General features: G+C 63.1%; 20 protein-coding genes. 11 read left to right on the top strand and 9 right to left on the bottom strand.

Going from position 1 to position 26,539, the window contains the following annotated elements; all coding sequences use genetic code 11:
• Nucleotides 1-24: 24 nt before the first annotated feature.
• Entirely contained in the window at nucleotides 25-492 is a 468-nt protein-coding gene (locus tag F0Q45_RS12075) for an SRPBCC family protein (protein ID WP_149654178.1), read from the bottom strand.
• Between the two features lie 141 nt (nucleotides 493-633).
• Between F0Q45_RS12075 and F0Q45_RS12070 the strand changes: the two genes are divergently transcribed.
• Nucleotides 634-1,434 carry a lysophospholipid acyltransferase family protein gene (locus tag F0Q45_RS12070; RefSeq protein WP_149654183.1) on the top strand — a complete coding sequence of 267 codons (801 nt, stop codon included), beginning with the start codon at nucleotides 634-636 and terminating at the stop codon, nucleotides 1,432-1,434.
• A 3-nt stretch (nucleotides 1,435-1,437) separates the two neighbouring features.
• Here the strand turns inward: F0Q45_RS12070 and F0Q45_RS12065 are convergent, their stop codons facing one another.
• Nucleotides 1,438-3,063 (bottom strand): ABC-F family ATP-binding cassette domain-containing protein, encoded by a 1,626-nt coding sequence (locus F0Q45_RS12065; RefSeq protein WP_149654177.1) that lies wholly within the window; start codon nucleotides 3,061-3,063, stop codon nucleotides 1,438-1,440.
• Between the two features lie 68 nt (nucleotides 3,064-3,131).
• Between F0Q45_RS12065 and F0Q45_RS12060 the strand changes: the two genes are divergently transcribed.
• Both F0Q45_RS12060 and F0Q45_RS12055 read left to right on the top strand, forming a co-directional pair.
• Nucleotides 3,132-4,331 carry a serine hydrolase domain-containing protein gene (locus F0Q45_RS12060; protein WP_306439431.1) on the top strand — a complete coding sequence of 400 codons (1,200 nt, stop codon included), beginning with the start codon at nucleotides 3,132-3,134 and terminating at the stop codon, nucleotides 4,329-4,331.
• 57 nt (nucleotides 4,332-4,388) lie between these two features.
• The gene (locus F0Q45_RS12055) at nucleotides 4,389-5,660 is read left to right on the top strand and encodes a serine hydrolase domain-containing protein (RefSeq protein ID WP_149654176.1); all 1,272 of its coding nucleotides are present in this window, start codon (nucleotides 4,389-4,391) and stop codon (nucleotides 5,658-5,660) included.
• A gap of 192 nt (nucleotides 5,661-5,852) precedes the next feature.
• On the opposite strand, the gene F0Q45_RS12050 is transcribed toward F0Q45_RS12055, so the two are convergent.
• Complete coding sequence (locus F0Q45_RS12050) at nucleotides 5,853-6,239, bottom strand: maleylpyruvate isomerase N-terminal domain-containing protein (RefSeq protein WP_223163901.1); 387 nt, start codon at nucleotides 6,237-6,239, stop codon at nucleotides 5,853-5,855.
• A gap of 32 nt (nucleotides 6,240-6,271) precedes the next feature.
• On the opposite strand from F0Q45_RS12050, the gene F0Q45_RS12045 reads away from it, so the two are divergent.
• Nucleotides 6,272-8,146 (top strand): fatty acyl-AMP ligase, encoded by a 1,875-nt coding sequence (locus tag F0Q45_RS12045; RefSeq protein ID WP_149654175.1) that lies wholly within the window; start codon nucleotides 6,272-6,274, stop codon nucleotides 8,144-8,146.
• 93 nt (nucleotides 8,147-8,239) lie between these two features.
• On the opposite strand, the gene F0Q45_RS12040 is transcribed toward F0Q45_RS12045, so the two are convergent.
• On the bottom strand, nucleotides 8,240-8,563 hold the full coding sequence (locus F0Q45_RS12040; RefSeq protein WP_149654174.1) for a DUF732 domain-containing protein: 324 nt from the start codon (nucleotides 8,561-8,563) through the stop codon (nucleotides 8,240-8,242).
• Nucleotides 8,564-9,095: 532 nt separating this feature from the next.
• On the opposite strand from F0Q45_RS12040, the gene pstS reads away from it, so the two are divergent.
• Complete coding sequence (gene pstS / locus F0Q45_RS12035) at nucleotides 9,096-10,199, top strand: phosphate ABC transporter substrate-binding protein PstS (protein WP_149654173.1); 1,104 nt, start codon at nucleotides 9,096-9,098, stop codon at nucleotides 10,197-10,199.
• A gap of 172 nt (nucleotides 10,200-10,371) precedes the next feature.
• On the opposite strand, the gene F0Q45_RS12030 is transcribed toward pstS, so the two are convergent.
• The 3 genes from F0Q45_RS12030 to F0Q45_RS12020 all read right to left on the bottom strand — a co-directional run bounded on the left by F0Q45_RS12030 (nucleotide 10,372) and on the right by F0Q45_RS12020 (nucleotide 13,245).
• On the bottom strand, nucleotides 10,372-11,592 hold the full coding sequence (locus F0Q45_RS12030) for a PPE family protein (protein WP_149654181.1): 1,221 nt from the start codon (nucleotides 11,590-11,592) through the stop codon (nucleotides 10,372-10,374).
• 17 nt (nucleotides 11,593-11,609) lie between these two features.
• Nucleotides 11,610-11,891, bottom strand: coding sequence for a PE family protein (locus F0Q45_RS12025; RefSeq protein WP_373424968.1), 282 nt, complete (start codon nucleotides 11,889-11,891; stop codon nucleotides 11,610-11,612).
• Between the two features lie 97 nt (nucleotides 11,892-11,988).
• Nucleotides 11,989-13,245 (bottom strand): PPE family protein, encoded by a 1,257-nt coding sequence (locus F0Q45_RS12020; RefSeq protein ID WP_149654172.1) that lies wholly within the window; start codon nucleotides 13,243-13,245, stop codon nucleotides 11,989-11,991.
• A gap of 526 nt (nucleotides 13,246-13,771) precedes the next feature.
• On the opposite strand from F0Q45_RS12020, the gene F0Q45_RS12015 reads away from it, so the two are divergent.
• The 4 genes from F0Q45_RS12015 to F0Q45_RS12000 all read left to right on the top strand — a co-directional run bounded on the left by F0Q45_RS12015 (nucleotide 13,772) and on the right by F0Q45_RS12000 (nucleotide 20,613).
• The gene (locus tag F0Q45_RS12015; RefSeq protein WP_149654171.1) at nucleotides 13,772-14,947 is read left to right on the top strand and encodes a cytochrome P450; all 1,176 of its coding nucleotides are present in this window, start codon (nucleotides 13,772-13,774) and stop codon (nucleotides 14,945-14,947) included.
• 582 nt (nucleotides 14,948-15,529) lie between these two features.
• Nucleotides 15,530-17,185: a PPE family protein gene (locus tag F0Q45_RS12010; protein ID WP_149654170.1), complete on the top strand. Its 1,656-nt coding sequence runs from the start codon at nucleotides 15,530-15,532 to the stop codon at nucleotides 17,183-17,185.
• Between the two features lie 381 nt (nucleotides 17,186-17,566).
• Nucleotides 17,567-19,897: an arylsulfatase gene (locus F0Q45_RS12005; RefSeq protein WP_373424967.1), complete on the top strand. Its 2,331-nt coding sequence runs from the start codon at nucleotides 17,567-17,569 to the stop codon at nucleotides 19,895-19,897.
• A 35-nt stretch (nucleotides 19,898-19,932) separates the two neighbouring features.
• Complete coding sequence (locus F0Q45_RS12000) at nucleotides 19,933-20,613, top strand: GAP family protein (RefSeq protein ID WP_149654168.1); 681 nt, start codon at nucleotides 19,933-19,935, stop codon at nucleotides 20,611-20,613.
• 57 nt (nucleotides 20,614-20,670) lie between these two features.
• Here the strand turns inward: F0Q45_RS12000 and F0Q45_RS11995 are convergent, their stop codons facing one another.
• Both F0Q45_RS11995 and F0Q45_RS11990 read right to left on the bottom strand, forming a co-directional pair.
• On the bottom strand, nucleotides 20,671-21,192 hold the full coding sequence (locus F0Q45_RS11995) for a hypothetical protein (protein WP_262490963.1): 522 nt from the start codon (nucleotides 21,190-21,192) through the stop codon (nucleotides 20,671-20,673).
• Nucleotides 21,193-21,343: 151 nt separating this feature from the next.
• Entirely contained in the window at nucleotides 21,344-21,826 is a 483-nt protein-coding gene (locus F0Q45_RS11990; protein ID WP_149654167.1) for an MPT63 family protein, read from the bottom strand.
• Nucleotides 21,827-22,393: 567 nt separating this feature from the next.
• On the opposite strand from F0Q45_RS11990, the gene F0Q45_RS27655 reads away from it, so the two are divergent.
• Nucleotides 22,394-22,555 (top strand): hypothetical protein, encoded by a 162-nt coding sequence (locus F0Q45_RS27655; RefSeq protein ID WP_188112902.1) that lies wholly within the window; start codon nucleotides 22,394-22,396, stop codon nucleotides 22,553-22,555.
• A gap of 414 nt (nucleotides 22,556-22,969) precedes the next feature.
• On the top strand, nucleotides 22,970-26,539 hold a 3,570-nt coding region (locus F0Q45_RS11985; RefSeq protein WP_188112901.1), incomplete at its 3' end, for a non-ribosomal peptide synthetase.

Below are 26,539 nucleotides of genomic sequence, written 5' to 3'. Positions count from 1 at the left end.
TCTAGCTCCAAAAAGGCAAAAGCGCTACCGCGACCCATCCGATTCGCGCTCGGCCGCTGTCACCAAACGACCCGCGAAAAACTTGACCGCGCCGCCGAAGGCGGCCCGCATCGCGGGTCCCGTCCCGCGCACTCTCTCGCTGAACGAGCCGTTCCACCGAACATCGGTTCCGCCTGAGGCATTCGGCGTCAAGACCACCTCGGCGTGGTAGTCGTTGACCGGCGCGCCAGGCCCCACCAGCTTGTAGGCGTGCCGGCGATCCTGTTCGTATTCAACTGTCTCTTCCCGCACGTACACCGGCCACAGCCCTAGCTTGCGGACGGCGCCCACGCCCCCGGGTGCCGGATCACCCTGCCGTTCCCAGCTGGATTGCAGGACAATCGGCTTGGCCCAGCTCGCCCATTGACCACCGTCGGCGACGAGCCGGAACAGTGTCGCGGCAGGAGCGCTACTGGTCTTGGTGACTTCGAACGAAAACGTGCGTCCCGGCATGCTCGACTCCCCACCTGGCGGCTAGATGTACCCGCGTACCCTACCGCGAGGCCATCCGGCGCCACGGTTGTAAGCGAATTCGATGCCGTCGAGGCAGCGCCGAGGCATACTCTCGATGTGCCGAACGCCGAGACCATTGCAATGCCACCCCCGCTGACCAAAGCCGATGTGGAACCGGCGCTGCGACTGATGAAGCCGCTGCGGACCCTGATCAAGCCCAAGACCTATGGCATCGACAACGTGCCGACCGAACGTGCGCTGCTAGTGGGTAACCACAACACCCTCGGTCTCATCGACGCGCCGTTGATGGCCGCTGAGCTATGGGAGCGGGGCCGGATGGTCCGGGGCCTCGGCGATCACGCGCATTTCAAGGTCCCGGGGTGGCGCGACCTCCTGACCCGAATGGGCGTCGTCGAGGGAACCCGAGAGATCACCTCAGCGTTGATGCGGCGCGGTGAGATCATCATGGTATTTCCGGGCGGCGCCCGTGAAGTCAACAAGCGCAAGAACGAGCAGTACAAGCTGGTCTGGAAGAACCGACTCGGATTCGCCCGCCTGGCAATTCAGCACGGGTATCCGATCGTGCCGTTCGCGTCGGTCGGCGCCGAGCATGGCATCGATATCCTGCTCGACAGCGATTCCCCATTGATGGCGCCCACCGCCTTTCTGACCGAGAAGCTGCTCGGGTTGTCCGACGGCCCGCCGCTGGTGCGTGGGATGGGTCTGACACCGGTGCCGCGCCCCGAGCGTCAGTACTACTGGTTCGGCAAGCCCATCGCCACCACAAGATTCAAGGGCAGGGAAGCTGACGACAACGCAGCCCGCAAGGTGCGTGAACAGACCGCGGCCGCGATCGAGCAGGGCATCGAGCTGATGCTTGCCGAACGTGAGGCCGACCCCAACAGATCTCTGGTCGGACGGCTGCTGCGATCGGACACATAGCAGTCAATCCGGCGCCCCAATCTCACGGAGGCGACCTTCGGACAGCTGCAGCCAGCGGTCCGGCTTGAGGTCACGTAGAAATCGCTGGTCATGGCTGACCACCACGGACGCACCTTGATAGGCCGCCAGTGCGCTCCGCAGTTGGGCAACACTGTGCAGGTCGAGATTGTTCGTCGGTTCGTCGAGCAACAACAGTTGCGGCGGCGGCTCAGCGCTCAGCAGACACACCAGGGCTGCGCGTAACCGCTCGCCGCCGGACAGCGTCGCAACGGGCCGATCAGCTCGTGCCCCCGGGAAAAGGTAACGGGCCAGTCGCGCCCTACGTTGGGCCACCGGCATGGTAGGCGCGAACGCGGCCAGGTTGTCCGCGATGGTCAGTTCGGCGTTCAGGACGTTCAGCCGCTGGTTTAAGTAGGCGACCGGTACACGCGTGAAACGCGTTCCTTCACAGGGAATTCGGCCGCTAATTACGCCGAGCAGAGTGGACTTGCCAGCGCCGTTGGCTCCGATCAGCGCGATGCGCTCCGGCCCGCGGATGGCCAGTTCGAGGCCTTCGCCGGCGAACAGCGGTTGACTGTTAAGCCGAACCTGCAGGTCCTCGCCGAAGAAAACGGTCCGTCCAGCGGGCACGTGGGTTTCCGGTAGGTCTATGGAGACGACAGGTGGCTGACGAAGGGCGCCCCTGGCCTGATCGACTCGGGCGCTGGCGATCTGCACGCGCGCCGCGTGGTTTTGGTCGGACTTGCCGGCCGACTCCTGGGCCGCACTCTTGCGCTTGTCCAGCAGCGCTTTGGGCAAACCAAGGTTCTGCCGGTTGCGCACCGCAGTGCCGGTACGCCGCGCCGCCCGTTCGCGGGCTTTCTGCCGGTCCCGCTGCTGGCGCTTGAGGTCGGCTGCGGCGTTGCGCAGGTTTTGTTCGGCAACAACCTGCGCACGCCGCATCGCGTCCTCGTAGCAAGTGTAATTACCTACGTAGCAACGTATTTCGTTGATGTTGAGTTCTGCGATACGATCCATGCGCTCCAGTAACATGCGGTCGTGGCTGGCGACGACCACACAGCCGGGAAAGTCGTCGAGCACGGTGTAGAGCCGACGGCGGCTGCCTAGGTCGAGGTTGTTGGTGGGCTCGTCGAGTACTAGCACATCGGGCCGCTTCAACAGTTGCGCCGCCAGACCCAACGACACAGCCTCGCCGCCGGAAACGCTATCCAGGCGGCGATCCAACTCAATGTGGCCTAATCCCAGTCGATTCAGCTCGACGGTGACGCGGTCGGCGATGTCCCAATCCGCACCGATCGTGGCAAAAATTTCCTCATCAGCATCCCCATCGCCTAACGCGCTCAGGGCAGCCAAGACAGGCGCAACACCGAGAACCTGCGCGACAGTCAGATCTGCGGTGTAGGACAGATGCTGCGGCAAGTATCCCAGCACCCCGTGCACCGACACGCTGCCCGCGCCGGGGCGATAGTGCTTGGCGATCAGCTGCAGCAGCGTAGTCTTGCCCGCACCGTTGGATGCCACCAGACCGGTACGGCCGGTCTCGAACACGAACGACAGACCCTCGAGAACACTGGTGCCATCCGGCCAGGAGAACGACAGATTCGAACAGACGACAGACGCGTCGGGCATGGGCGAGTCCTCGAAGAATGAGAGGGATAGGACGACGGTGGCCGCGCGAGACGAAAGCTCACACTGAGATGTCGCTGCTCCCTGCCATGGCCGCAATTCCTATCAAGTCCGCCTGGCCTGGCGCAACCGAATTTCGTGGCGGGCGTCGCCGCCGCAAACTGCGCACGTGGGCGACACTGCTAGCCCTGTTCTTCGGCGGGTGCGTCGGCGGGTGCGTCGGCGGGTGCAGTAGCCGGCACACCACCACCGCTCCCTCGACCAAGCAGCCGAACACCATGGCCAACTATGCCCAAGCCAGTAGCAGCCAGGAGGTTCTGGATGGCGCCGTCAAGGCCGACGAGCCGGGCTGCTCGGCGGCGGTGGGCGTCGAGGGCAAGGTGGTGTGGACCGGGGTGCGCGGCATGGCAGACTTGGCAGCCGGCGAAAAAATCATCTCGGACACGGTTTTCGACATCGGTTCGGTGTCAAAGCAATTCACCGCGACCGCGTTCTTGCTGCTGGTCCAAGCAGGCAAGGTAGCGCTCGACGACGCGGTGTCCGAATTCGTACCTGACCTGCCCGATTGGTCTGCCAGCGTCACCATGGCGCAGCTGATGCACCAAACCAGCGGCATCCCCGACTACATTGGCCTGCTGCAAAGCCAGGGCTATCAGCTCAGCGACCGCACGACGCAGGCCGAAGCACTGCAGGCGTTGGCAGCCGCTGCAGAACTCGCGTTCAAGCCGGGCACGCGATTCGAGTATTCCAACTCCAACTATCTGCTGCTGGGCGAGGTCGTGCACCAGGTATCGGGCCGGACGCTGCCAGACTTCCTGAACGCCGAAATCTTCCAGCCGCTCGGACTGGCGATGGTCCTGGACCCGGTCGGCGCGATCCCCAGCAAGGCCCTGCCATATGAACGGGACTCCGCCCAGTACCGGGTGGCCGATGCCGCTTGGGAGCAAATCGGCGATGGCGCCATCCAAACCACACCGAGCCAGCTCGCCAAGTGGGGAGACAACTACCGGACCGGCAAGGTCGGCGGACCCAAGCTGCTCGAAGCCCAACTGGCCGAGGCCGTCGAAACCGAGCGCGGCAGCGGTGACCGCTACGGCGCGGGAATCTTCGCACTGGCCAACGGCATGCTCGACCACGACGGGTTCTGGGCCGGCTTCGTGACCGCATTTCGCGTCAGCAGTGACCGCCGCACCTCGGTTGCCGTCAGCTGCAACGTCGACAAGCAGGATCCCGAAGCGATGGCCGAGGCACTTGGCCGCATCTGGATGTAGCCCGGCCAAATTACTATTTCTTTGCGCGTGGCTGCGGCTGGCGTAATTATTCACGGTATGGCGAAACCGTCCGTATTGACGAGCGATGATGGCCTGCCGTCCGGCGCGCAAGGTGCTTGCGATTCCCGATTTGCTGGCGTTGTCCGAGCCTTAACTGCACTGTTTCCCGGCCGCATGTTCGGAGGCGGCGCCCTGTCGGTATACATCGACGGGGTCCAAGTCGTCGACGTGTGGACGGGCTGGTCAGATCGGCGTGGCAAGGTGCGTTGGACCGCCGACACCGGTGCCATGGTGTTTTCGGCGACCAAGGGGCTGGCCGCGACGGTGATCCACCGGCTGGTCGACCGCGGACTGCTGTGCTACGACGTCCCGGTCGCCGAATATTGGCCCGAATTCGGAGCCAACGGTAAAGACAAGGTCACGGTTCGCGACGTGTTGCAACACCGGGCCGGGTTGGCGCATCTGCGCGGCGTGGGCAAAACCGAGGTGCTCGATCACCTGTTGATGGAACAGCGCCTGGCTGCGGCACCGCTGGACCGTCAGCACGGGAAGCTGGCCTATCACGCGATCACGTACGGATGGCTGTTGTCGGGGCTGGCCCGGGCGGTGACCGGCACAGGCATGCGCGACTTGTTCCGCCAAGAACTTGCGGGCCCGCTCAACACCGACGGGTTGCACCTCGGCCGCCCACCTACCGATGCGCCGACCAAAGCGGCGCAGACACTGCTACCCCAGCTGAATATCGCTATGCCGGTGCTCGACTTCGTCGCGCCCAAGGTGGCCGGTTTGTCGTTCTCCGGCCTTTTGGGCTCGATCTACTTCCCCGGCATTATGTCCATGCTGCAAGGTGATATGCCGTTTCTCGACGGCGAAGTTCCGGCCGTTAACGGCGTCGTCACCGCACGTGCCCTGGCCAAGGTGTACGCCGCGATCGCCAACGACGGCGTCATCGACGGAACCCGGCTGCTGTCTTCGGAGTTGGCGCGCGAACTCAAGGGGAAGTCCAACCTGACGCTGGATCTCAACCTGGGGCTTCCGTTCACCTACCACCAGGGCTATCAATCTTCACCAGTCCCGGGCCTGCTGAAAGGGTTTGGCCATATCGGTCTCGGCGGAACCGTGGGGTGGGCCGACCCAGACACCGGCAGCGCGTTCGCTTACGTGCATAACCGCCTGCTGACGCTGCTGTTGTTCGACGTCGGCTCGTTTGCCGGTTTGGCGCCGCTGCTCAGCAGCGCGATCTCGGCGGCGCGGCGAGCTGGTCCGCTGGAGGTGCCGCATTTCGGCGCTGCCTACTGCGAAGCCAGCGAGCAGGAACCTGCCTCGTAGCAACCTTGACGGCGGCTACACCCTCGATGCCTCAAGTGTGTAGCTGCTCGTCGATCAGAAGGTTGCCCGTGCTAGAAATCGAGCGAGTGCTTGAATGTCGCCGTCGACGTGGATCCGACGCGGTGGCACTGACCGTCGCATCGGCCGTGGCGCCGGCTTGCACGGCGTGACATGCTCCGCGTCCAGTCTCGATCACCCAGCACTTGCTGATATCGTCGGCGCGCCGTTCTTGCGATGTCCCCAGGTCCGCGCCGGGGTTTCGGGGTCCATCCGGCCGAGTGTGTCGGCGGTCTCCTCCAATCCGTCGTGAAACCAACGGAGCAGAGTTTCATTCGGTCGTCCCGGCTCTCGGTAGGTGCCTGGCCCAATGACAACTCCAACGGCGACCTGCCTCCAGAATGTGTGAACGTTGCCGAGGTGCCAGAGGAGGTCAGCGATCGTCCATCGGGGGCAACTGGGCACGATGCGTGCGAACCACCCGTCGGCAGCCACAGCAATCCGATTTCCGTCGCGCCGCAGCGCAAGGATGTAGTCATCTGGCGTCACGGACGGCGATGGTATCTTGCTGCGGGTTGCCATGTCCGACGAGTGGGGATGCATAGACTGCGCTTATGAATGACGGTTCGCGGCAGGGCTGCACAGCGCCAAAAGGCCTGCTAGAGATCGAGGACTGCCTGGCCGCTGACGGCAATATCGCGCTGCCGCAAGGCACGACGCTGATCTCGCTCATCCAACGCAACATCGCAAATGTTGGTGACGCGGTGGCGTACCGCTACCTTGACCACACCCGCTCAGCTCACGGGCAGGCCGTCGAAGTGACCTGGGCGCAATTCGGGGTCCGGCTTGAGGCCATTGGCGCGCACGTACAACAGTTCGCCGGTGGCGGTGACCGAGTCGCGATCCTTGCGCCGCAGGGCATTGATTACGTTGCCGGGTTCTACGCAGCGATCAAGGCAGGGGCCATTGCGGTACCGTTGTTTGCCCCGGAATTGCCGGGCCACGCAGAACGTTTGGATACGGCGCTGCGCGATTCCGAGCCCACAGTCGTACTCACCACAGCGGCCGCGAAGGACGCGGTCGAGGGCTTTCTGGCTAGCCATCCGCAGGTACGGAAGCCGCACGTGATCACGATCGATGAAATACCTGACACGGCGGGGGAGCTGTTCACCCCAGTCGAGCTGGACATCGACGCGGTGTCGCACCTGCAGTACACGTCGGGCTCGACACGACCCCCGGTCGGCGTGGAGATCACCCACCGCGCCGTCGGTACCAACCTGGTGCAGATGATCCTGTCGATCGACTTGCTGAACCGAAACACGCACGGCGTCAGCTGGTTACCGCTCTACCACGACATGGGCCTGTCCATGATCGGCTTTCCGGCGGTATACGGCGGGCACTCCACCCTGATGTCACCCACCGCCTTCGTTCGGAGGCCGCAGCGCTGGATTCATGCGTTGTCTGCTGGATCCCGGACCGGCCAGGTGGTCACCGCAGCGCCGAACTTCGCCTACGAGTGGACCGCGCAGCGTGGCCTACCCGCAAAAGGCGACGATATCGATCTCAGTAATGTCGTGCTGATCATCGGGTCCGAACCGGTGAGCATCGACGCGGTCACAATTTTTAACAAAGCTTTCGCGCCCTACGGATTACCACGCACAGCTTTCAAACCCTCCTACGGCATAGCAGAGGCGACGCTGCTCATTGCGACCATCGACCACGCCGCCGAGACGACAGTGGTCTACTTCGACCGGGAAGATCTGGGTGCGGGGCACGCGGTATGCGTCGCTGCCGATCACCCCAACGCCGTCGCGCAGGTGTCGTGCGGTCAGGTCGCCCGCAGCCTGTGGGCTGTGATCGCCGATCCCGATACCGGAGCCGAATTGTCAGACGGGGAGGTCGGCGAAATCTGGTTGCAGGGTAACAATGTCGGACGCGGCTATTGGGGACGGCCCGAAGAAACCCGCCGGACGTTCGGCGCGAAGCTGCAATCGCAGCTCGACGAAGGCAGCCGGGCCGCCGGCGCTGCGATCGGAAGCACCTGGTTGCGGACCGGAGATCTGGGCGTCTACCTCGACAGCGAGCTCTACGTTACGGGGCGGATCGCCGACCTGATCACCATCGACGGGCACCAGCACTATCCGCAGGACATCGAGGCCACGGTCGCCGCGGCGTCGCCACTCGTGCGGCGCGGATATGTCACGGCTTTCGCGACACCGGCCAGCGAACTGCCCGGACCGAACAACACCGACCCGAACGACACCAGCCCGCAATTGGTGATTGTCGCCGAACGTGCGGCCGGCACCAGCCGTGCCGATCCGCAGCCAGCGATCGAGGCAATCCGTGCCGCGGTTACCGACCGCCACAAGCTGTCGGTCGCCGACGTGCGTTTCCTCCCGGCCGGCGCTATTCCGCGTACCACCAGCGGCAAGCTGGCCCGCCGAGCCTGCCGCTCCCAATACCTGGGTGGGGCATTGGGAGTGCATTAGCTTTTACGCCCATTCGCTCGTCATGGTTTTCCCGATACGGCGTTTCCGCACCGGAACCCTCCTGCGGGGTCAGATTCTGGTGCTCGCCCGAGCTTACGAGGCAGCCAGATCGGCCTTGTGCCGGGGGCAATATGCGTTGATGCTGGCGCCGACGAAGTAGCCGGAGTGATAGGCCGGCATGCTACTGCTGTTGAGCACATCATTCGCCACATCGTTCGGTGACATGCCGTTGTCGAGTTTGACGCAGACGAAATGGCCGGCCTCGATCGCGTGGGCGTTGGACAAGTGATCGGTGATGCCTGCGGCCCTCAGGTCAGCCAAGAACTTGTCGTCGGTCGCATCGGCATGAGCGGTCGTGACTGCGAGTGGGCTAAGCAACGCGAGCAGCCCTACAGCCGCAAGGAGGCGCAAATACATGTGAATTGCTCCTGCGATGAGATGGCTTGCTGACGCGAAGCCGCACCGCGAACGTTGGAGTGTCGGCTTCTCGAAGTCCAATTTTCGCCAGTGCTGGGCCACAGTTCTAGATCTGCGGGTAGTTATAAATGCTTTGTTTACCCACCGTCTACTTCCGAACCAGAGAAGACACCACGATGTCCGGATTCTGGTCACCCGCTGACATCGCGGGCGGCATTGCCGCTGCGGCTCGGGTCGACGTCATTTGCGGACTGAGGCAGTGATGGTCCAAGGGGCGCGACCAGTTTGGCAATCCACTGCCGGTGGGCAACCCATGGCGGGTTTCCCGTTCATGATCAGGTCGTTGCGAGGCCACCGGCAGTTAATGTTCCATGTACCAAAGTCGCAGTAGGGTTTCACCCTGCGGACGACGATTCTCGCGAGATTTTTCGCCCGCGCGACGGCCACATCAATTGCTCGTCAAGGTAGCGCGGCTTTGTCCGCAGTGCTCAGGGTCCAGCTGTCGAAGAACAACTGAATCAAAGGAATCAAGTTGAAACTCAACCGGTTTAGCGTCTTGCCGGGCGTCCTGGCCGCCATTGCGCTGGCGCTGCCTGGGTGCGGCAGTGACAACAAGGCAAGTGCACCGACAGCCACGTCGGCGGTGGATGTGCGTTGCGGCGGAAAGAAAACATTGAAGGCGAGCGGGTCGACGGCTCAGGCCAACGCGATGATCCGGTTCGTTAAAGCGTTCGAACAGGCTTGTTCGGGTCAGACGCTCAACTACACCGCTAACGGGTCGGGTGCTGGGATTCGCGAGTTTACGGGTAACCACACCGATTTCGGTGGCTCGGACTCGCCGTTGACGCCCAGCGAATACGCCGAGGCCCAGCAACGATGTGGTTCGCCAGCGTGGAACCTGCCGGTGGTGTTCGGACCGATCGCGATTACCTATCACGTCAACGGGGTCTCGTCGCTGATTCTAGATGGTCCAACAGCGGCCAGAATCTTCAACGGCACCATCACAGCATGGAACGATCCTGCGATTGCAGCGTTGAACACGGGTGCGAGTCTGCCTGCCGAGCCGATTCGTGTGGTTTTTCGTAGCGATGAGTCCGGCACTTCGGATAACTTTCAGAGATATCTCGACACAGCTTCGGGCGGCGCCTGGGGTAAGGGTGCGGCAAGGCAGTTCAGAGGCGGTGTCGGCGAAGGCGCCGAGGGCAACGACGGCACCGCCGCGGCCGTCAAGCGCGCCGAAGGGACGATCAGCTACAACGAGTGGTCGTTCGCCCAGGCACAACGCCTGGACATGGCCAAAATCATCACGTCAGCCGGTCCGGAGCCGGTAGCGATCAGCCCGGACTCCGTGGCGCAGACCATCGCCTCGGCCGGCATCATCAACCAGACCAACGACCTTATCCTCGACACCATCTCGTTCTACCGGCCCAGCCAGCCCGGCTCCTACCCGATCGTGCTGGCCACGTATGAGATTGTCTGCTCCAAGTATCCTGACACTCAAGTTGGTATTGCCGTCAAAGCTTTCCTGCAGAGCACCATCGGCGCGGGCCAAAATGGCTTGGCCGACAACGGATATATCCCCGTTCCGGACGCGTTCAAGTCGCGATTGTCGACGGCGGTAAACGCCATCTCATGAGCTGGGGGTGTGCTGGCCGGCCAGCCCTAATCACCCAGTCAGTTACTGACAGACCGAAGACGAAAGCGCCCAAACATTTTGGGGGCTCGGCTGAAGTAAGGCTTCGCGCCAGAATTGGGCGGCCACCGGGCGTGGCGGTGGGCGCGTCCGGGTGTATGCGGTTGGTTTAGCTCTAGCCGGCGGGCATTGGGCGGGACATGACGGTGGGTTTGAACCCGTATCGGGGCCCCGCCCCCGCTCCACGCGCGGTAGGCCCACCGGCCACGGGCATGCCGCTCAGCACGTTCGCCGCCCCGGCGGACTCGCCTGCTGTGATGGGCTCGCTGATCATTCGCACAGCTGGTTGCACCGCTTGCGCCGCCGATGCCCCCGGCCAGGAGGACGGAACTGCCAGGTGTCCGATGTGGGCTCCCTCGCCCAGACCTGCCGCCACCTGGCCGCCAGCGGTACCGAGCGCTCCACCGATAGCAGGCGTCGGGATGGCAGCTGCGGCCGCCGTCGTCGGGCCATTGAGCCACCCCGCCGACTTGGCGATCTGAACACCGAAGTTGCCCATACCAACGCTGAAGTACGGCAGACCTTCGGTGTTGTAGAAGAAGCTCGCATAGTTGGAATAACCCTGCATGAAGGTTCCCAGATTGTTGGGCAGCGCGGTCTGCCCGGTCAACAGGAACCAGATTTCGGTTAAGAACGGGAAGTTGGGCGGCCCAAGTTGCGACACCAGTTGCTGGATCCCGCCGGGCGTGGAGAGCACTGCCAGCTGGCCGGTGATCTGGTTGAAGAAACTTTGCAGCGAGTCTTGTATCGAGGCGGCCGGGCCGGACTGGGCTGCGGCGACGGCGGCGGCCTGAGCGGTCGTAGCTGCCGGGTTGGCAATCGCCGGAGCCGCGGTGAAGGACGTGAACTTGCTGGCCGCCGCAGCAGATGCGGCATAGTTGTACATGGTCGAGGCGTTCTGGGCCCACATTTCAGCGTATTGGGCTTCCAACTGCGCAATCACGCCGTTGTTCAGGCCAAAGATGTTGGTCTGCAGTGCTTGGGCCAGCTCGGCGCGATTGGCCGCGACCAGCGGCGGAGGAATCACCGCAGCGTATGCTGTCTCGAATGCTGCTGCGGCCGCTTGAGACTGGGCGGCGGCATGCTCGGCTTGGCCGGCCGTACTTGCCATCCAGGTCACGTACGGCTCGGCGGCCTGGGCCATCGCAATTGAAGCGGGCCCCATCCACTCCTCGCTGGCTAGCTGGGTGAGCACTTTGTCATAGGCCTGTGCCGTCGACGCTAGCTCGGCGGCCACCATGTTCCAGGCCGAAGCGGCAGCCACCATTGACGTTGCACCCGGACCGGAGTACATCATTGCCGAGGTGACCTCGGGCGGTAACGCACCAAAATCGATTGCCATGTCCAGACTCCTTAGTTGGCCGCGACCATGTTGGCCGCCCCCGTCGCCGCATCCGACCTCGAGCTCACGCGCAAGGTGTTGACGAACATCTCCTGAACTGTCGCAGTCCCAGTACTGACGGTTTGAAACCTCTGGGCACGCACGACGAACTGCGCCGCTGTCACAGCCGACACTTCAACTGCGGGCGCCGAACCGGCGCCCGTGGGCGCGGCACCGGCGCCCGTGGGCGCGGCGGTCGTGATGTTCTGGGAGCTCATCACCGAGCCGATCCCCGGCACAATGCTGGTTGCCAACAGCGCCGCAGGTCACCTGTTAGGCAGAACATGCGATTTCCTCCTCAAGAACATTACGGACCAAGACCTTCGGCGTGTGATTCCGGCGGACATGGCCCTACCCTGCCGAGGGTGGGCGGGCGAGGACCCGGTACAGCAACCCATACCGGATGCCCTTGTTGCCCGCGCGCTGGGCAGTATGCGAGTCGAGCGGGAATCCGCGCAGGGCGGTGTTGACCACATTCGCGGCATTCGGATCGCCCGGCGAGGTGATGACGTTCGCGCTCATCACTTTCGTGACAAATTGTTCCGCACCGGCGGGGGCGCTACCCCAACCGGCTGGTACCGAAAGTTCACCGATCTTGGTGGACGAGGCCATGCTTGCCGAGCTTGCCGACAAACCCGCGCCCCCGTGGTAATGCCAACCCTCGGCGCCCAAGGCGGCAAATTGCGGTGTTGGGTACCAGGCACCACCTGAGCCGGCCGTCGTTCCCAGGCCCGGAAACAGCTGCTGCCCAATGGACCAGCCGAAGTTTGCAATACCTACTCCGAAGTAGGCCTGCAACGTTTGCCGTAGTGCCGTGTACATGCCGGGGTAAAGCCCCGCCCAGTTGTTACTAGGCGTAGGCAACCACCCGAGCACCGGAACATCTCCGATTACGGTATCAACGACGATCACCACGTCCGACGGTGACGCACCCGCTGGCGCTGCGAGGTACTGCGGCGCCTGGGGCAACGCGGCGGCGGAGAGCAGCTGCGGGATCGTGGCTGCTGTGTTCTGAGCCGAATCAGCGGCTGGCGTGGCGGTGTTGGCAAGCGCAGCCGACTGCCCGCTCACCGCATCCGGGCTCGTAGTATTCGGCGGCGCCGAGAACCGGCCCAACTCCGTGGCGAGCGCCGAAGAGGCCGCATACCCGTACATGGCGGCCGCGTCTTGGGCCCACATCTCCAGGTAGTCAGCTTCGGTTGCCGCGATCGCCGGTGTGTTCTGTCCGAAAAAATTGCTAGCGATCAACATCATCAACAAGACCCGGTTGGCCGCGATCACGGGCGGGGGCACCGTGACCATGAACGCGGTCTCATACGCGGCGGCGGCTGCGCGGGCCTGACTGGCGGCTTCTTCGGCGTGGCCGGCGCATGCGCTAAGCCAACCCACGTACGGGGTGACCGCCGAGACCATCGACCGCGAAGCCGGACCCACCCAAGATGAGCCGGTCAAGTCCGCAATGACCACGTTGTAACCTGTTGCAGCCGCACTTAATTCGGCTGCCAGCCCGTCCCAGGCCGAAGCAGCGGCCATCATCGGCCCCGATCCGGGACCGGAGTACATCCGGGCCGAATTGATCTCAGGCGGCAACGACACGAAGTCGAACAACAGCCCTCCTCAACCGATGACTATTGGCGTCGCTATCGCGCAGCTATAGCTCGTTGCTGATGCGATCCCTTCAGTTGTGCGGCCTGAGCTGGTGGACGGGCAACCCGATGCGGTCGCGGCATCCATCGTCGAACTGATACAAGGTCATCCGCGACAGGTGCCCCCTGCCTGGAAGTCCCATCGGTCCTTTCACGTCAGCTAGTGACGTTTCGGCCGAAGCGCCACATATGTGAAACATAAACGTGGAGGTTAAAGCTGGCGCCGGCGATGCCAAATGTTCATTCGCCGCAAACTTCTGTTAAACCTTCGTTCAGTCGAAGGTGGGAACCGATCTCGCACTGCCGAATCGACTGCCGGCTCCGATCGATCGGTACCTGAACCGGTCGCCGACTTACCCCGCCGCCGGATATGCCCAACAGCAGCCAGATTGTTAGGTTCTTTCACAGATGCCAGATGGGCTGTGACAGCAGACCTGACTGCGTCGGTGTCCACATACAACACGCACAAGGGGAAAGATTTTCGCCGCATGAGCAGTTCGGGCCAAAGCCGGATCGGTGGGTTCTATCTACCGCGACTCGAATACTCGTCGTTGCCGCTGGCCGAAGATCGAGGGGTAGGTTGGCGGACGCTGCGAGACGCCGGGCCTGTGGTGTTCATGAATGGCTACTACTACCTGACTCGGCGCGCCGACGTGCTTGCCGCGTTGCGCAATCCCCAAGCTTTTTCGTCGCGGGTGCTGCAGCCGCCGACCAACCCGCTGCCGGTGGTTCCGCTCTCATTCGACCCGCCGGAGCACACCCGTTACCGAAAAATCCTGCAGCCCTACTTCAGCCCACAGGCGCTAAATAAGTCCCGGCCGTTGCTAGAGCACCACGCGGCCAACATGATTGGCGAACTTGCCGGCCGAGGCCAGTGTGAGGCGATGGCTGATTTCGCCCGCCAGTATCCCTTCCAAGTGTTCCTGGACCTCTATGGGCTGCCGCCGGAGGATCGTGACTGTGTGATCGCCTGGAAAGATGCCATCGTCGGTGACAAGCCCTTCCTCACAATGGCCGAAGTGGCGAAAGGGCAGATGGAGCTGCTCGAGTATCTCACCCATGCGATCCAGCGGCGCCGACAAAACCCGGGCTCGGACATGTTGTCCCAGTTGATGACCGGCCCGGGTGACCTTACCGATCTCGAGTTGCTGGGTGTTAGCCACCTGCTGATTCTGGCGGGTCTAGACACGGTGACCGCGGCGATCGGTTTTGCCCTGTTCGAACTCGCGCGCAGACCGCAGTTACGCGCCGCACTTCGCGACAATGCCAGGCAGATAAGAGTTTTCATCGAGGAGATCGTTCGGCTGGAGCCATCGGCGCCGGTCGCGCCCCGGATCACCACCGAGTTCGTCAACGTTGGGGGCATGACCCTACCGCCAGGCTCGCCGGTGCACCTGTGCATGGGCGCGATCAACCGCGACGGCAGTGACGCGATGTCTACTGACGATTTGCTAATGGACGGAAAAGTCCACCGCCACTGGGGATTTGGTGGCGGGCCGCACCGCTGCCTGGGTTCTCATCTGGCGCGGATGCAGCTGGCGACCATTGTCTCGGAATGGCTCAAGCAGATCCCAGACTTCGAGCCGCCGCCCGGGTACCGCGCCGAAATCGCTTTTCCATCAAAGGCTTTTGCGCTCATAGCACTGCCGCTGCGCTGGGGTTAGTTGGCAGGCCATCACAGTAGGGCGAAATCTGCGCCATGGACCGGTCCCACCAGCACCGGCGCCGTTACTGATCTGGGTGCTGATCCGCTGACCGGTCCACACTGCGGACTGCCCCGCCTCGGCTAGCGGCGCAGTAACTGCGAACCCGACCCCATCATCGCGGACCCGCACGGTGACATGGATCGCTTATGCCCTTTAGCGTGCTGCCGCTGGCGTCCCTGGCCTGGTCGACTGCAATGTAGTGGTTTCGATCGGCTCCTAAAGTGGTGATGCCGACAGCTCGCCCCGCCAGCAGAATGGCGCCCGGATCCCCCTCTCGATCCTGCCCTAATCCTTTCGTAGGAATGCTTTAGCGGTTGTCAACCGGAGTCTGCTCCTTCCGGCTTCGCTGCGATGTCGTCGATCTTTACAATCAAAATAACAATACGTGCAGCAAAAATTTTTGTAAATCAATCAGACATTACATCTACCATAGATTTCCGTGCCAAACGACCTTTTTTTCTTAGTATCGCCGTAGTAATGTCTCTGAGCGCGTGGTCTTGATCGTCGAAACTGTTGACTAACACGGGAGGGTAAACGGTCATGAATTTCTCGGTGTTACCGCCGGAGATCAATTCTTTGCGGATGTTCGTTGGTGCCGGCGCCGCGCCGATGCTTCAGGCCGCGACAGCCTGGGAAGGCCTGGCCGGCGAGCTGGGTTCAGCAGCGGATTCGTTTTCGTCGGTGACCGCGGGGTTGACTGGTCAGGCATGGCAAGGTTCGGCATCGGCGGCGATGGTGGCCGCGGCGGCTCCATATGCCGGATTCTTGAACGCGGCGTCAGCCCAGGCAGTGAGTGCAGCCGGGCAGGCCAAGGCTATCGTCAGCGCGTTCGAGGCCGCGCAAGCGGCGATGATTCATCCGGCAGCGGTGGCGACCAACCGAAACGCGTTCGTGCAGCTGGTGATGTCGAACATCTTCGGGCAAAACGCGCCCGCGATCGCGGCGGCCGAGGCCGTCTACGAGGAGATGTGGGCGCAGGACGTGGCCGCCATGGTTGGCTACTACTCCGGGGCTTCAGCGGCGGCCGGTCAGTTGATTCAATTGCCCACTAACCTGCAGCAGTTCCTGCAGAGCCTGCCCAGCTTGGGCCTTGGCAACAAGGGCAACGCCAACCTGGGCAATGGCAACACCGGTAGCGGCAACGTCGGCAACGGCAACACCGGTAGTGGCAACGTCGGCTCCGGCAACCTCGGCAACAGCAACCTTGGCAGCGGCAATACCGGCACTGGCAACTTCGGCTCCGGCAACCTCGGCAACGGAAACATCGGTTTTGGAAACCGCGGTCTCGGCGGAGTACTCACCCCTCAACCGGGCAACAACAACTTCGGTTTCGGCAACACCGGCAACAGCAACATCGGGCTGGGAAACACCGGCATCGGCAACCGCGGTGGCGGAAACACCGGCAACCTGAACATCGGTGCCGGCAACAACGGCATCAACAACTTCGGTTTCGGCAACACCGGCAACAACAACATCGGGATTGGGCTCACCGGCAACAATCAGACAGGCATCAACTTGGCCGGGTTGCTGAACTCCGGCAGCGGCAACGTCGGCTTGTTCAACTCGGGCACCGGCAATGTCGGCTTCTTCAACTCGGGCGACAACAACTTCGGCGTTTTCAATAGCGGCAGTAATATCATTCCGGACTTTCGCAACAACTACGGCATCGGAAACTCCGGTATCGGGTCCCACGGCTTGTTTAACTCTGGTTTCGGAAACACCGGTGTCGGCAACTCGGGCCAGATAGAAACCGGCTTTTTCAACTCCGGCAGCCTCAATACCGGCTTTGGCAACGCCGGCTCGGCGAACACGGGCTCCGGAAACTCTGGCAACCTAAACACCGGCAATGGTAATTCCGGTGCTGCAAACACAGGGTTCTGGAATTCGGGCAACCTGAACACGGCTATTGGAGCCGTCAGCGACACCCTCGCCATCAACTCAGGACTGACTCTTGGTATCGGAAGCTCGGGCCTTTTGAACAGCGGCAGCGTAGCCTCGGGCATTCTCAATGGCACCCCGGACCCGGGCTTATTCATCATTCCCGGCCCAACCTCGGGCATATTGAACGTTGGCAATCGAATTGTCGGCGGCCCTCTCGATGGTTTCACCGGTTTCACGTCCGGCGTGTTCAACTCGGGGGGCGGGCTATCGGGGTTTTTTGACCTGAGGCGCTTACTCAACGTGGGGCATCTGTAATGTCTGCTACCCTCGCCGACCTCGAGAACATCACCTCTGCGCATCCACCGACATCAGTCGGCGGCCTGTGAAAGCTAATTGGGTGCCGGGCCGTCGATGCCCATGCCAGAAGCCACTATGTGGCAGTTCGGATTGCTTCGGCGGCCCACCCATCCTGGTGTGAGGACGAAAGCTGCTCTAACGCTGCTTTAGAGCTGTGTTGTGGAAGCTGGGCACGCAAACGCCGAGCCCGAACACTATGCACGATGTAGTCGAGGCAATGCCGGGCGCCGCCGGTGGTGGGGTCGGACGACAGCCGCGAACTGGTCCCGTTACGGTGAATCGCTATCGAGTTAGCACACCAGTTGGGAAGATTGCCCCACCACGTCAGATCAGGGAGGCATGGTGGTTGACCTACCACGCGGCACTGCAGAGTTCACCGGAATCATCAACCCGACAGCGACCGACGCCACCCCAGTCAAGCCGACAATCACCTACCCGCCCGCCGGCGCCCCCAACGTGGTGGTCGTATTGCTCGATGACGTCGGGTTCGGCGCCGCATCCACGTTCGGCGGCCCGATCCCGACACCTACGCTTGACAAAGTCGCCCGAGTTGGTTTGCGCTACAACCAGTTTCACACCACAGCGCTGTGCTCGCCGACGCGCGCCGCGCTGCTGACCGGACGCAACCACCACAGCGCCCACATGGGCAACATCTGCGAGATCGCCTACGGATTCCCCGGCTACGACAGTGTCTTGCCGCACAGCACCGCCACCATCGCAGAGATCTTGCGCAGCAACGGCTACAACACCGCACTGTTCGGCAAGGCGCACTTCACCCCGATCTGGGAGATCGGCCCGGCCGGACCGTTCGATCGCTGGCCCACCGGGCTGGGATTCGAACGCTTCTACGGTTTTGTTGTCGCCGACACGTCACAATACGAGCCGGCGCTGTACGACCAGACCACACCCATCGAGCCGTATCTGGGGCGCGACGACTATCACCTCACCGAGGACCTGGCCGACCGGGCCATCGAGTGGATCCGCAGGCAGCAGACGTCAGCGCCGGGCAAGCCGTTCTTCCTCTACTTCGCGCCCGGGGCGACACATAGCCCGCATCAAGTGTGGCCGGAATGGTCGGACCGGTTCGCCGGGCAGTTCGACGACGGCTGGGATGCGTTGCGCGAACGGATCTATGCCCGTCAAATCAAGCTGGGCATCATCCCACCCGGCACGCAACTGACTCCGCGACCCGAGCAGATACCCGCCTGGGCGGACTACGACGATCGGTACCAGCCGGTCGCCCGGCGTCTGATGGAGGTCTACGCCGGGTTCCTGGCCCACACCGACACCCAGGTCGGGCGAGTGGTCGACGCCATCGAGCAGTTAGGCCAATGGGACAACACACTATTCATCTATGTCTGCGGTGACAACGGCGCATCGGCCGAGGGCACCCTGCACGGCGCATGGAGCTCGCCCGCCTTTCAAAACGGGTTACCCGAGGACCCCGAATGGCTGCTTGCTCATCTGGCCGATTTCGGCACTGCTCGCTGCGAGAACCACTACAACGTCGGCTGGGCCTGGGCGCTTGATGCGCCGTTTCAGTGGATGAAGCAGGTGGCATCCCATTTCGGCGGCACCCGCAACGGCCTGGCCATCTCCTGGCCGCGCGGCATCCGCGCGGCGGGGGAGCAGCGCAGTCAGTTCCACCACGTCATCGATATCGTCCCCACCATCCTGGAGGTCACCGGCGTCGAGATGCCGGCCCGTGTCAGCGGCATCGAGCAAAAGCCGATCGAAGGCGTGAGCATGCGCTACTCGTTCGACGACGCCGCCGCGGACAGCCGCCGGACCACCCAGTATTTCGAGATCTTCGGCAATCGCGCTGTCTATCATCGGGGTTGGATGGCGTCGTGCTTCCATGGGCGTCTGCCCTGGATCCGTACCCAGCTGAGTACCCCGTTCGGCGCTGCCGAGCGTTGGGAGCTGTACCACCTGGCCGACGACTTCAGCCAGGGCGTGGACCTCGCGGCGCAGTACCCCGAAAAGCTCGCCGAGTTACAGGCGGTGTTCGATGCCGAAGCCCGCAAGTACAACGTCTACCCACTCAGCGACGCAACGCTGGCCCGGGCGCTGCCCGCCAACCGGCCGAGCCTGCTTGGCGATCGCACCTCGGTCACCTACTACGCCGGCCACACCCGCATCCCCGAAACGTCGACCTTGAGCTACACCAGCACGTCGTTCGAACTACGGGCACAGCTGCACATACCGGCCGGCGGCGCCCAGGGAGTGGTGATATGCATTGGCGGGGCAATGGCCGGGTGGAGCCTGTACCTGCAGGGCGGCATCCCAATTTTTGCCTACAACTATCTCGGCCACGAACTCACCACGATCAGTGCGCCCGATCCACTCCCGGATGGGCAGGTCACCCTAGGTGTTTCGTTCGACTACGACGGTGGGGGACTGGGCAAAGGAGCATCGGTGTCATTGCTCGTCGACGACGCGGTCGTGGTGAGTAGTCGCATCGAGCGCACTGTCCCATACCGGTTCTCGATGAGCGGTGAAACGCTCGACGTCGGGACCGATACCGGGTCGCCAGTCGCACCATACGGGCATGATTTCCGGTTCACCGGCCGCATCGATCGGATCGACGCCACCGTCCACCCGCAGCCCGCCGATCTGGCGGCGGCGATCGCCGAGGCGGAGATGCGAGCGGCGCTGAGCGCGCAATAGCCCGAACGCGGGTCACCACTGGTTATCCTCAGCCGATGGTGGCCATGTGGAGCAGCCTCATTCCGCTGATCCTTGGCGGCGTGCTGGAGCCGATCGAGATCGCGATCACCATCATGTTGCTGGGTACGCCGTCGCACCTTCGCGCCGCCAGCGCCTGGATCGCCGGACATGTCAGCACCCGATTGCTGCAGGGCCTTATCTTTGGGACCATCCTGCACTGGGGATCCCGTAGCGCTAGCTCGACTCACCCGCACGGCTGGATGGTGTCGACGGTCCTGCTGGTGGTAGCCGTCATTTTTTTGGTCACCGCGGCCCGAGAGCTGTTGAGCGGCGACGATCCCAATGCGCCGCCGCCGAAATGGATGACCGTGCTGATGTCGGCCACGCCCACCAAGGCCTTCCTCATTGGCGGAGGCGTGGTCACAGTGTCAGTGAAAACCTGGGTGTTCACGCTGGCCGCGATCAGCGTGATCGGCCATGCCGGACAGGGGCGAGCGGTCAACATCGGCTCCTACATTGCCTTCGTGCTGCTTGCCATGAGTGCCAATCTGCTCATCATCGGCGCGGCTGCGCTGTTCCCGCAGCGGTCACGGTCGCTGCTGGACCGGATCCTGGGCTGGCTGCGCGCCAATAATCGACCGATCATGGTCGTGGTGGGGCTGGTGTTCGGGTTCTGGTTCGGGTGGAAATCCTTGCATGGGTTCGGGATTCTCTAGTCTGCAGGACCGAAGGTCAGGCGGCGCGGCAGGACGTATCCAGCGGGTGTGCCGGCGTCAGGGGTTCGTCCCCTGGTTGATGATGAGCGGCGGCGGCGCTCCTTCATGTGGGTCGGCATGCGTCTTGTAGAGCGGCGGTAGCGTGCCTGCGCCGGCTTCGAACGGGGTGATGTACTCGGCATCGAAACTCACCCGATACCACTGGATTCCAAGCGACGCCGAGATATCCGGGTCGATACTGGTTGCGCCGGCGATGCTGGTGACCCGCACGCATCTCACGTGCTCACGCATGATCGACGAGAAGTTCGACAGGCCGTCCGCGTCCCGATCCGGCGACGTCGCACCGTACCTGGCGCGCAGCGGCGCACCCAGATATCCCCATGCGGTGCGGTAGTCGCGGCTGTTGACCGCGGTGAAGTAGTCGACGATCACCCGCTGACCTTTGCCGGCCGGGATGGCGTCGGGTTGTCCGTTGGCGCAACCCGCATCGGCGGCAGCACACCCCGCCGGCAAGAGACCGACCCCGATCAGCGCCACCACCGCGGCGACTAGCCGGCCCCCACACAGTGACAATGCCATACCGGTCACCATAGGGGACTTTGGCCGAATATCCGCGGCTGCCGGTCTAGGTGAAGACGATCCGCCACTTTCCTGCGGAGCAACCGAACAAGCACGTCATTGAATTATCGATGGCTCGTAATGCAGGTAAGGCTGGAAGGCATCAGGCGCGTTACTGAGTCCAAATCATGAGGTCTTCCATGCCATTGTTCATGGCGACGATGGTCGGCGGCGGACCGGTGACATCGAAGTAGATTTTGCCGGTCGATTCTTGGCCTTCGGGGATAGTTGCTCCGCTAATCGTGTCCGGGCCAGAAGCTTGCCACAACACTCGGTAGTCGACGCCGTTATCGGTGCGAGCGTTGAACTGCGAGATGGCGGGAGTGACGGTGCCCCGGACGGCTTTGACGGTGGCGGTAGCTTCCCAGAGCTGGCCGGCCACAGGGTATACCGGGATGGTGGCGGCGCTCGTTCTGAGATTGTTGACTTTCCAGGAAAGGACAACTTGGCCGACAGTGTCGGTCATTGTCAACTCGCTACCGAGCTTTCCGGTGACCGGATAGTCCGCCGCCGACGCGATCGATGCGCTGGCAACAGCAATCATTGCCATGCCCAGGATCGCCAGTGCCGTCCTCAACATCGTGATGATCTTCATTTGTGCTCCATTCGTCAATGGGCCACCGCATGATTCCAAAGCCATGCGGAGTAAAGCTACTGTAAGCCGTATCCGATCGGTGTCTACCGAAATTTGTGGTCAAACTGACGTTGTCGTGCTCATGATGGGGTTATTGTCACGATGGTCAAAGACCGCCCTACCCAGCTCACCGTCGGCCTCGGCTTTTGAGCCTGAGTTGGACATGTCCGGCGATTTTCTGGCACCGTAGCGCTGTGATCAGGGTTTCCTTGGCTGCGATGGGCTATTTGGGGTACTAAGATCCGCAGGTTGCCAAGTTGACCGGGCTGCCGGTGAGAGCGCCGGCGGAGACCGCCTCGAAGGCTGGCCGACGGATATGCGGATCTTGATATCGGAGAGGACGAGGCCGGCACTCGGCTGTCGCTGTTCGAACAACTCAGCGGCTACCGCTACCAGCTGACCGCGAACGCCAAGCGGCGGTCAAAGGCAGCTGCTCGGGCACGGCGCCGGGTGCACGCCCGCGTCGAGGGGTTCATCCGCTGCGGCAAGGACGCCGGCCTGCCAGGCTGGCCGTAGTACTCATTTGCGATGAACACCGGGTGGGTGATTGCCGCCGCCCTCGCAATCGGCTTGCTGTGCTGGATGCGGCTGGTGCTCTTCGACGGCAACTTGGCAACGCCAAGCCCACGGCGCTGCACTACCGACTCCCACACGCCGCCGCCCGCCTTGTGCGTCGTTCCCGCTACCTGATCCTGTGTCCCCCAAATCTAGCCGTGGGCAGAGGATTTCGCCGACGCAGTAAAGCGCCTCCGGGGGGCTCCCTGACCAACGGGTCCGGTCCGATCGACCCCAAAGAAGGAGCAAGCAGCCGCCGGGATCAAGGACCCGACGCCACCGCACGACACGCAGCGACCACCCCGACCGTCCCGCCCAAACCCAAGACCCACAGCGCTGCTCAACGCCCATCATGGCCGCAGGCCAACATGAGATATTGCGGCCTGAGACTTCGCCAGTGCCGCGGCGTGCGCCCCAACGGCCACTATGCCCAGAATCGGGCCGATACAGAGGTCATTATGTCTATATTTCCCGCGCGGAAATCCGTGTACTCGATTTAGAGGACATCTACAGGGGGTCCATTCGATCGAACGACGACACAGGGTTGAGATGCCAACAACACGTGGGATGCGCGACGCTGGGCAGGTTCTTCCGCTAACGCGGGCCCAGCTGGACGTATGGCTTTCACAGCAAATAGGTGACTTGGCCGAAGAGTGGCAAACGAGCTGTTTCGTCGTCATTTCGGATGCGGTGGACCCTGATGTGCTCGAGCGGGCTATCCGACACGTCGTTCGCGAGGCCGAAGCGCTGCGCGCCGTGCCCTTCGAGGCGGACGGCGAGGTCTGTCAAGAAATAATCGCCGATCCCGAGTTCGATATCGAATTCCGTGACTTCAGCAGCTTGGCAGATCCGACGCGGGAAGCCTACCGGCGAGCAGCAGACATCCAGCGCATCAGGCTGCCGTCGCCTGGGCCATTATTCCGATTCGCGTTGTTTCGCACCCGGGCCGACGAATTCTATTGGTTCCTCTGTGTCCACCACATAGTTGTCGACGGGTCCACTTACGCGCTATTCGCGAGCCGGGTGGCCAGGGTCTACTCGGCGCTGGTGTCCGGCGCGACAGTACCGCCCACGCCATTCGGCACGCTGCGCGAGTTGGTGGAATGCGAGCTGGAATACCAGAAATCCAGCGACTACCGGGACGATTTGATCTTCTGGAGCAAAAACCTCCCATCGCGAAGTGGCCCGCGTCAGCAGCTGCCGCAGGTCGACGCCGGCGGTGATTCCTACACGGCGTCCACGCCGGTCGCATTGGACCCGGTCGTATTGGACCGGATTGACAAACTGTCGCAAACGCTGGGCGTAGACCGAACATCGATCATCGCCGCAGCGTGCGCCCTCTTAGTGCGTGCGTGGACCGGCTCGGGGCCGGAAGTGGCATTGGATTTTCCGGTGAGCAGGCGGACGACTCCAAAGTTACGCACGATTCCCGGAATGGTTTCCGGCTTCGTACCGCTGGTGTTGCAGGTGGCGCCGGACTCATCGTTTATCGATTTCTGCGGGCACGTCGCACACCGGATTCGAGAAACCATGCCGCACCAACGTTTCCCGGTACAGGCGCCGCGGACGGGAAGAGTCGTCGTCAATTTCGTACCCTGGACAGCGGTTGCGCCTTTCCATGGCGCCAAGGCAACGCTGGTCTACACCGCATACGGCCATTTGGAAAACTTCGGATTGTTTTTCATCAACGATGGCGGCCGGCTAATGCTCAGCACCGCAGGCCGCGGACGGCCGTTCGGGAATTTCGGGGCCGCCGACATAGCTGCTCGGCTGGAGCGGGTGCTGGCGGCCATGGTGGCCGATCCAGGGCGCCGGCTTTCGACGGTCGACCCCCTCGACGCACCGGAACGCGCCGCGTTGGACGAGTGGGGTAACAGGATCGCAATCACAGCCCCGGTGGCTGCGTCTGCGTCGCTCCCGGCGTTGTTCGCGGCTCAGGTGGCCCGTTGCCCCGAGGCGGTGGCGCTGGTGTACGCGGGCCAGTCTTGGAGCTACCGGCAGCTTGACGAAGCCGCCAGCCGGCTCGGTCTGCTGTTGGCCGCTCGCGGTGTGGGCGCCGGACACGTGGTGGCGCTGATGTTCGAACGCTCGGCGCAGGCCATCATCGCGATCCTGGCGGTCCTCAAAAGCGGGGCCGCCTACTTGCCCATCGATCCGGCACAGCCACCGGCGCGCGTCGAACTTGTGATGAAGGATGCCGCACCGGTGGCGGTGTTGAGTACCCCGGAGTTGGCCGGACGGCTGGACGGATACCAGATTCCGGTGCTGACCGTCGACCACGTCGACCTCGAACCTTCCTGCGGCAACGTGGAATTGGTGCTGCCGACCAGTGACGATATCGCCTACATCCTGTACACCTCGGGAACCACCGGCGTCCCTAAGGGCGTCGCGATAACCCATCAGAACGTCGCTCAACTGACGTCGTCCCTGGCGTCGGGTCTGGCATGTGCGATCGGACAGGTGTGGAGCCAGTGTCATCCGTACGCCTTCGACATCTCGGTGTTCGAGATATGGGGTGCGCTGCTGCACGGCGGTCGTCTGGTCGTGGTGCCCGAGGCGGTAACCCATTCACCGGAAGACCTTCGGGAGCTGCTGATCTCGCAAGAGATTGCCGTCTTGACGCAGACCCCGTCAGCGGCCGCCGCGTTGCCGTCGCACGGTGTGGCGCCGACCGCGTTGGTGCTGGGCGGCGAGGCTTGCCCCGCCGAGGTGGCCGACCGCTGGGCTGGCGGGCGGGTGACGGTAAACGCTTACGGCCCAACCGAGACGACGATGTACGTGTCGATGAGCGCGCCCCTGATGCCGGGTCGGGAATCCGTGCCGATCGGCCTTCCGGTACCGGGCGCCGCGTTGTTCGTGCTAAATGACTGGTTGCAGCCGGTGCCGGTGGGTGTCCCCGGTGAGTTGTATGTCGCCGGCCGCGGTGTCGGGTGTGGGTATGTGAACCGGACGGCGTTGACGGCGTCCCGGTTTATCGCGTGCCGCTTCGGGCAGCCGGGCGAGCGCATGTATCGGACCGGGGATATGGTGCGCTGGAATACCCAGGGTGCCTTGGAATTCGTTGGCCGCGCCGATGAACAGCTCAAGGTCCGGGGTTTCCGAATCGAGCCCGGTGAAGTCGAAGCCGTATTGCTGCAGCATCCGGGCGTGGCCCAAGCGGTCGTCAGCGCCAGCAACGGCACCCAGTTGGTGGGTTATGTGGTGCTCGAACCCGCAACCGACGATGCCGATATTGCCGCGCAGTTGCGTGGGTTCGTTGGGCAGCGGCTGCCGCCGTTCATGGTGCCCGCGGTGGTGATGGTGCTGGAGTCGTTGCCATTGACGACCAACGGGAAGCTGGACCGGCCGGCGTTGCCGGCACCGGAGTTCGTGTCGGCCGCTGCTTACCGGGCTCCACGAGATCAGCGAGACACGTTGTTAGCGAATCTGTTTGGCGAAGTGCTGGGCCGGGCGCCAGTCGGCATCGACGACGGCTTTTTCGATCTGGGTGGCCATTCGCTGACGGTAATTGGGTTGGTGGCGCGCATTCGGGCCGAGCTGGATGTCGAGGTGCCGATCAAGGCGGTGTTCGAGGCGCCGACGGTGGCCCAGCTGGCTGACTGGCTGGACGAGTATCAGTGCCGCGGGGTCCGGGCGGCACCGGTGGCCCGCCCCCGCCCGGAGCGGATCCCGTTGTCCTGGGCGCAATCCCGATTGTGGTTCTTGCACAAGTTCGAGGGCCCCTCGGCGACATACAACATTGCGTTGGCGTTGCGGTTGACCGGAACACTGGATGTGGCGGCCCTGGGCGCGGCATTGGGTGACGTGGTAGCCCGGCACGAGAGTTTGCGGACAGTGTTCGCCGAGACCGATGGCGTCGCCTATCAGCAAATCCTGCCCGCCGAAACGGTTCAGATACCGATGACCGCCGCCGAGCTGGCCGACGGCCAGCAGCTGGCCGATGCTGTCAGCGCTGCCGCGGGGTACAGGTTTGACTTGGCCACCGAAATACCGCTGCAGGCAGCGCTGATCGAAGTGTCAGCCACCGAGCACGTCTTGGTATTGGTCATACACCACATCGCTGCCGACGGCGCCTCGCTGGCGCCGCTGGCCAACGATTTGGCAACGGCCTACGCCGCA

Source organism: Mycobacterium simiae (assembly GCF_008370645.1).
GTDB lineage: Bacteria > Actinomycetota > Actinomycetes > Mycobacteriales > Mycobacteriaceae > Mycobacterium > Mycobacterium simiae_A.
This window is presented reverse-complemented; position numbering and strand designations above follow the sequence as displayed.

Excerpts from the sequence above, each read along its gene's own strand:
- F0Q45_RS12070 (WP_149654183.1), top strand. The coding sequence starts at position 634 with ATGCCACCCCCGCTGACCAAAGCCGATGTGGAACCGGCGCTGCGACTG.
- F0Q45_RS12075 (WP_149654178.1), bottom strand. The coding sequence starts at position 492 with ATGCCGGGACGCACGTTTTCGTTCGAAGTCACCAAGACCAGTAGCGCT.
- F0Q45_RS12045 (WP_149654175.1), top strand. The coding sequence starts at position 6,272 with ATGAATGACGGTTCGCGGCAGGGCTGCACAGCGCCAAAAGGCCTGCTA.
- F0Q45_RS11990 (WP_149654167.1), bottom strand. The coding sequence starts at position 21,826 with ATGAAGATCATCACGATGTTGAGGACGGCACTGGCGATCCTGGGCATG.
- F0Q45_RS12065 (WP_149654177.1), bottom strand. The coding sequence starts at position 3,063 with ATGCCCGACGCGTCTGTCGTCTGTTCGAATCTGTCGTTCTCCTGGCCG.
- F0Q45_RS12050 (WP_223163901.1), bottom strand. The coding sequence starts at position 6,239 with ATGGCAACCCGCAGCAAGATACCATCGCCGTCCGTGACGCCAGATGAC.
- F0Q45_RS12040 (WP_149654174.1), bottom strand. The coding sequence starts at position 8,563 with ATGTATTTGCGCCTCCTTGCGGCTGTAGGGCTGCTCGCGTTGCTTAGC.
- F0Q45_RS12060 (WP_306439431.1), top strand. The coding sequence starts at position 3,132 with ATGTCGCTGCTCCCTGCCATGGCCGCAATTCCTATCAAGTCCGCCTGG.
- F0Q45_RS12005 (WP_373424967.1), top strand. The coding sequence starts at position 17,567 with ATGGTGGTTGACCTACCACGCGGCACTGCAGAGTTCACCGGAATCATC.
- F0Q45_RS12010 (WP_149654170.1), top strand. The coding sequence starts at position 15,530 with ATGAATTTCTCGGTGTTACCGCCGGAGATCAATTCTTTGCGGATGTTC.
- F0Q45_RS12015 (WP_149654171.1), top strand. The coding sequence starts at position 13,772 with ATGAGCAGTTCGGGCCAAAGCCGGATCGGTGGGTTCTATCTACCGCGA.
- F0Q45_RS27655 (WP_188112902.1), top strand. The coding sequence starts at position 22,394 with ATGAACACCGGGTGGGTGATTGCCGCCGCCCTCGCAATCGGCTTGCTG.
- F0Q45_RS12000 (WP_149654168.1), top strand. The coding sequence starts at position 19,933 with ATGGTGGCCATGTGGAGCAGCCTCATTCCGCTGATCCTTGGCGGCGTG.
- F0Q45_RS11995 (WP_262490963.1), bottom strand. The coding sequence starts at position 21,192 with ATGGCATTGTCACTGTGTGGGGGCCGGCTAGTCGCCGCGGTGGTGGCG.
- F0Q45_RS12055 (WP_149654176.1), top strand. The coding sequence starts at position 4,389 with ATGGCGAAACCGTCCGTATTGACGAGCGATGATGGCCTGCCGTCCGGC.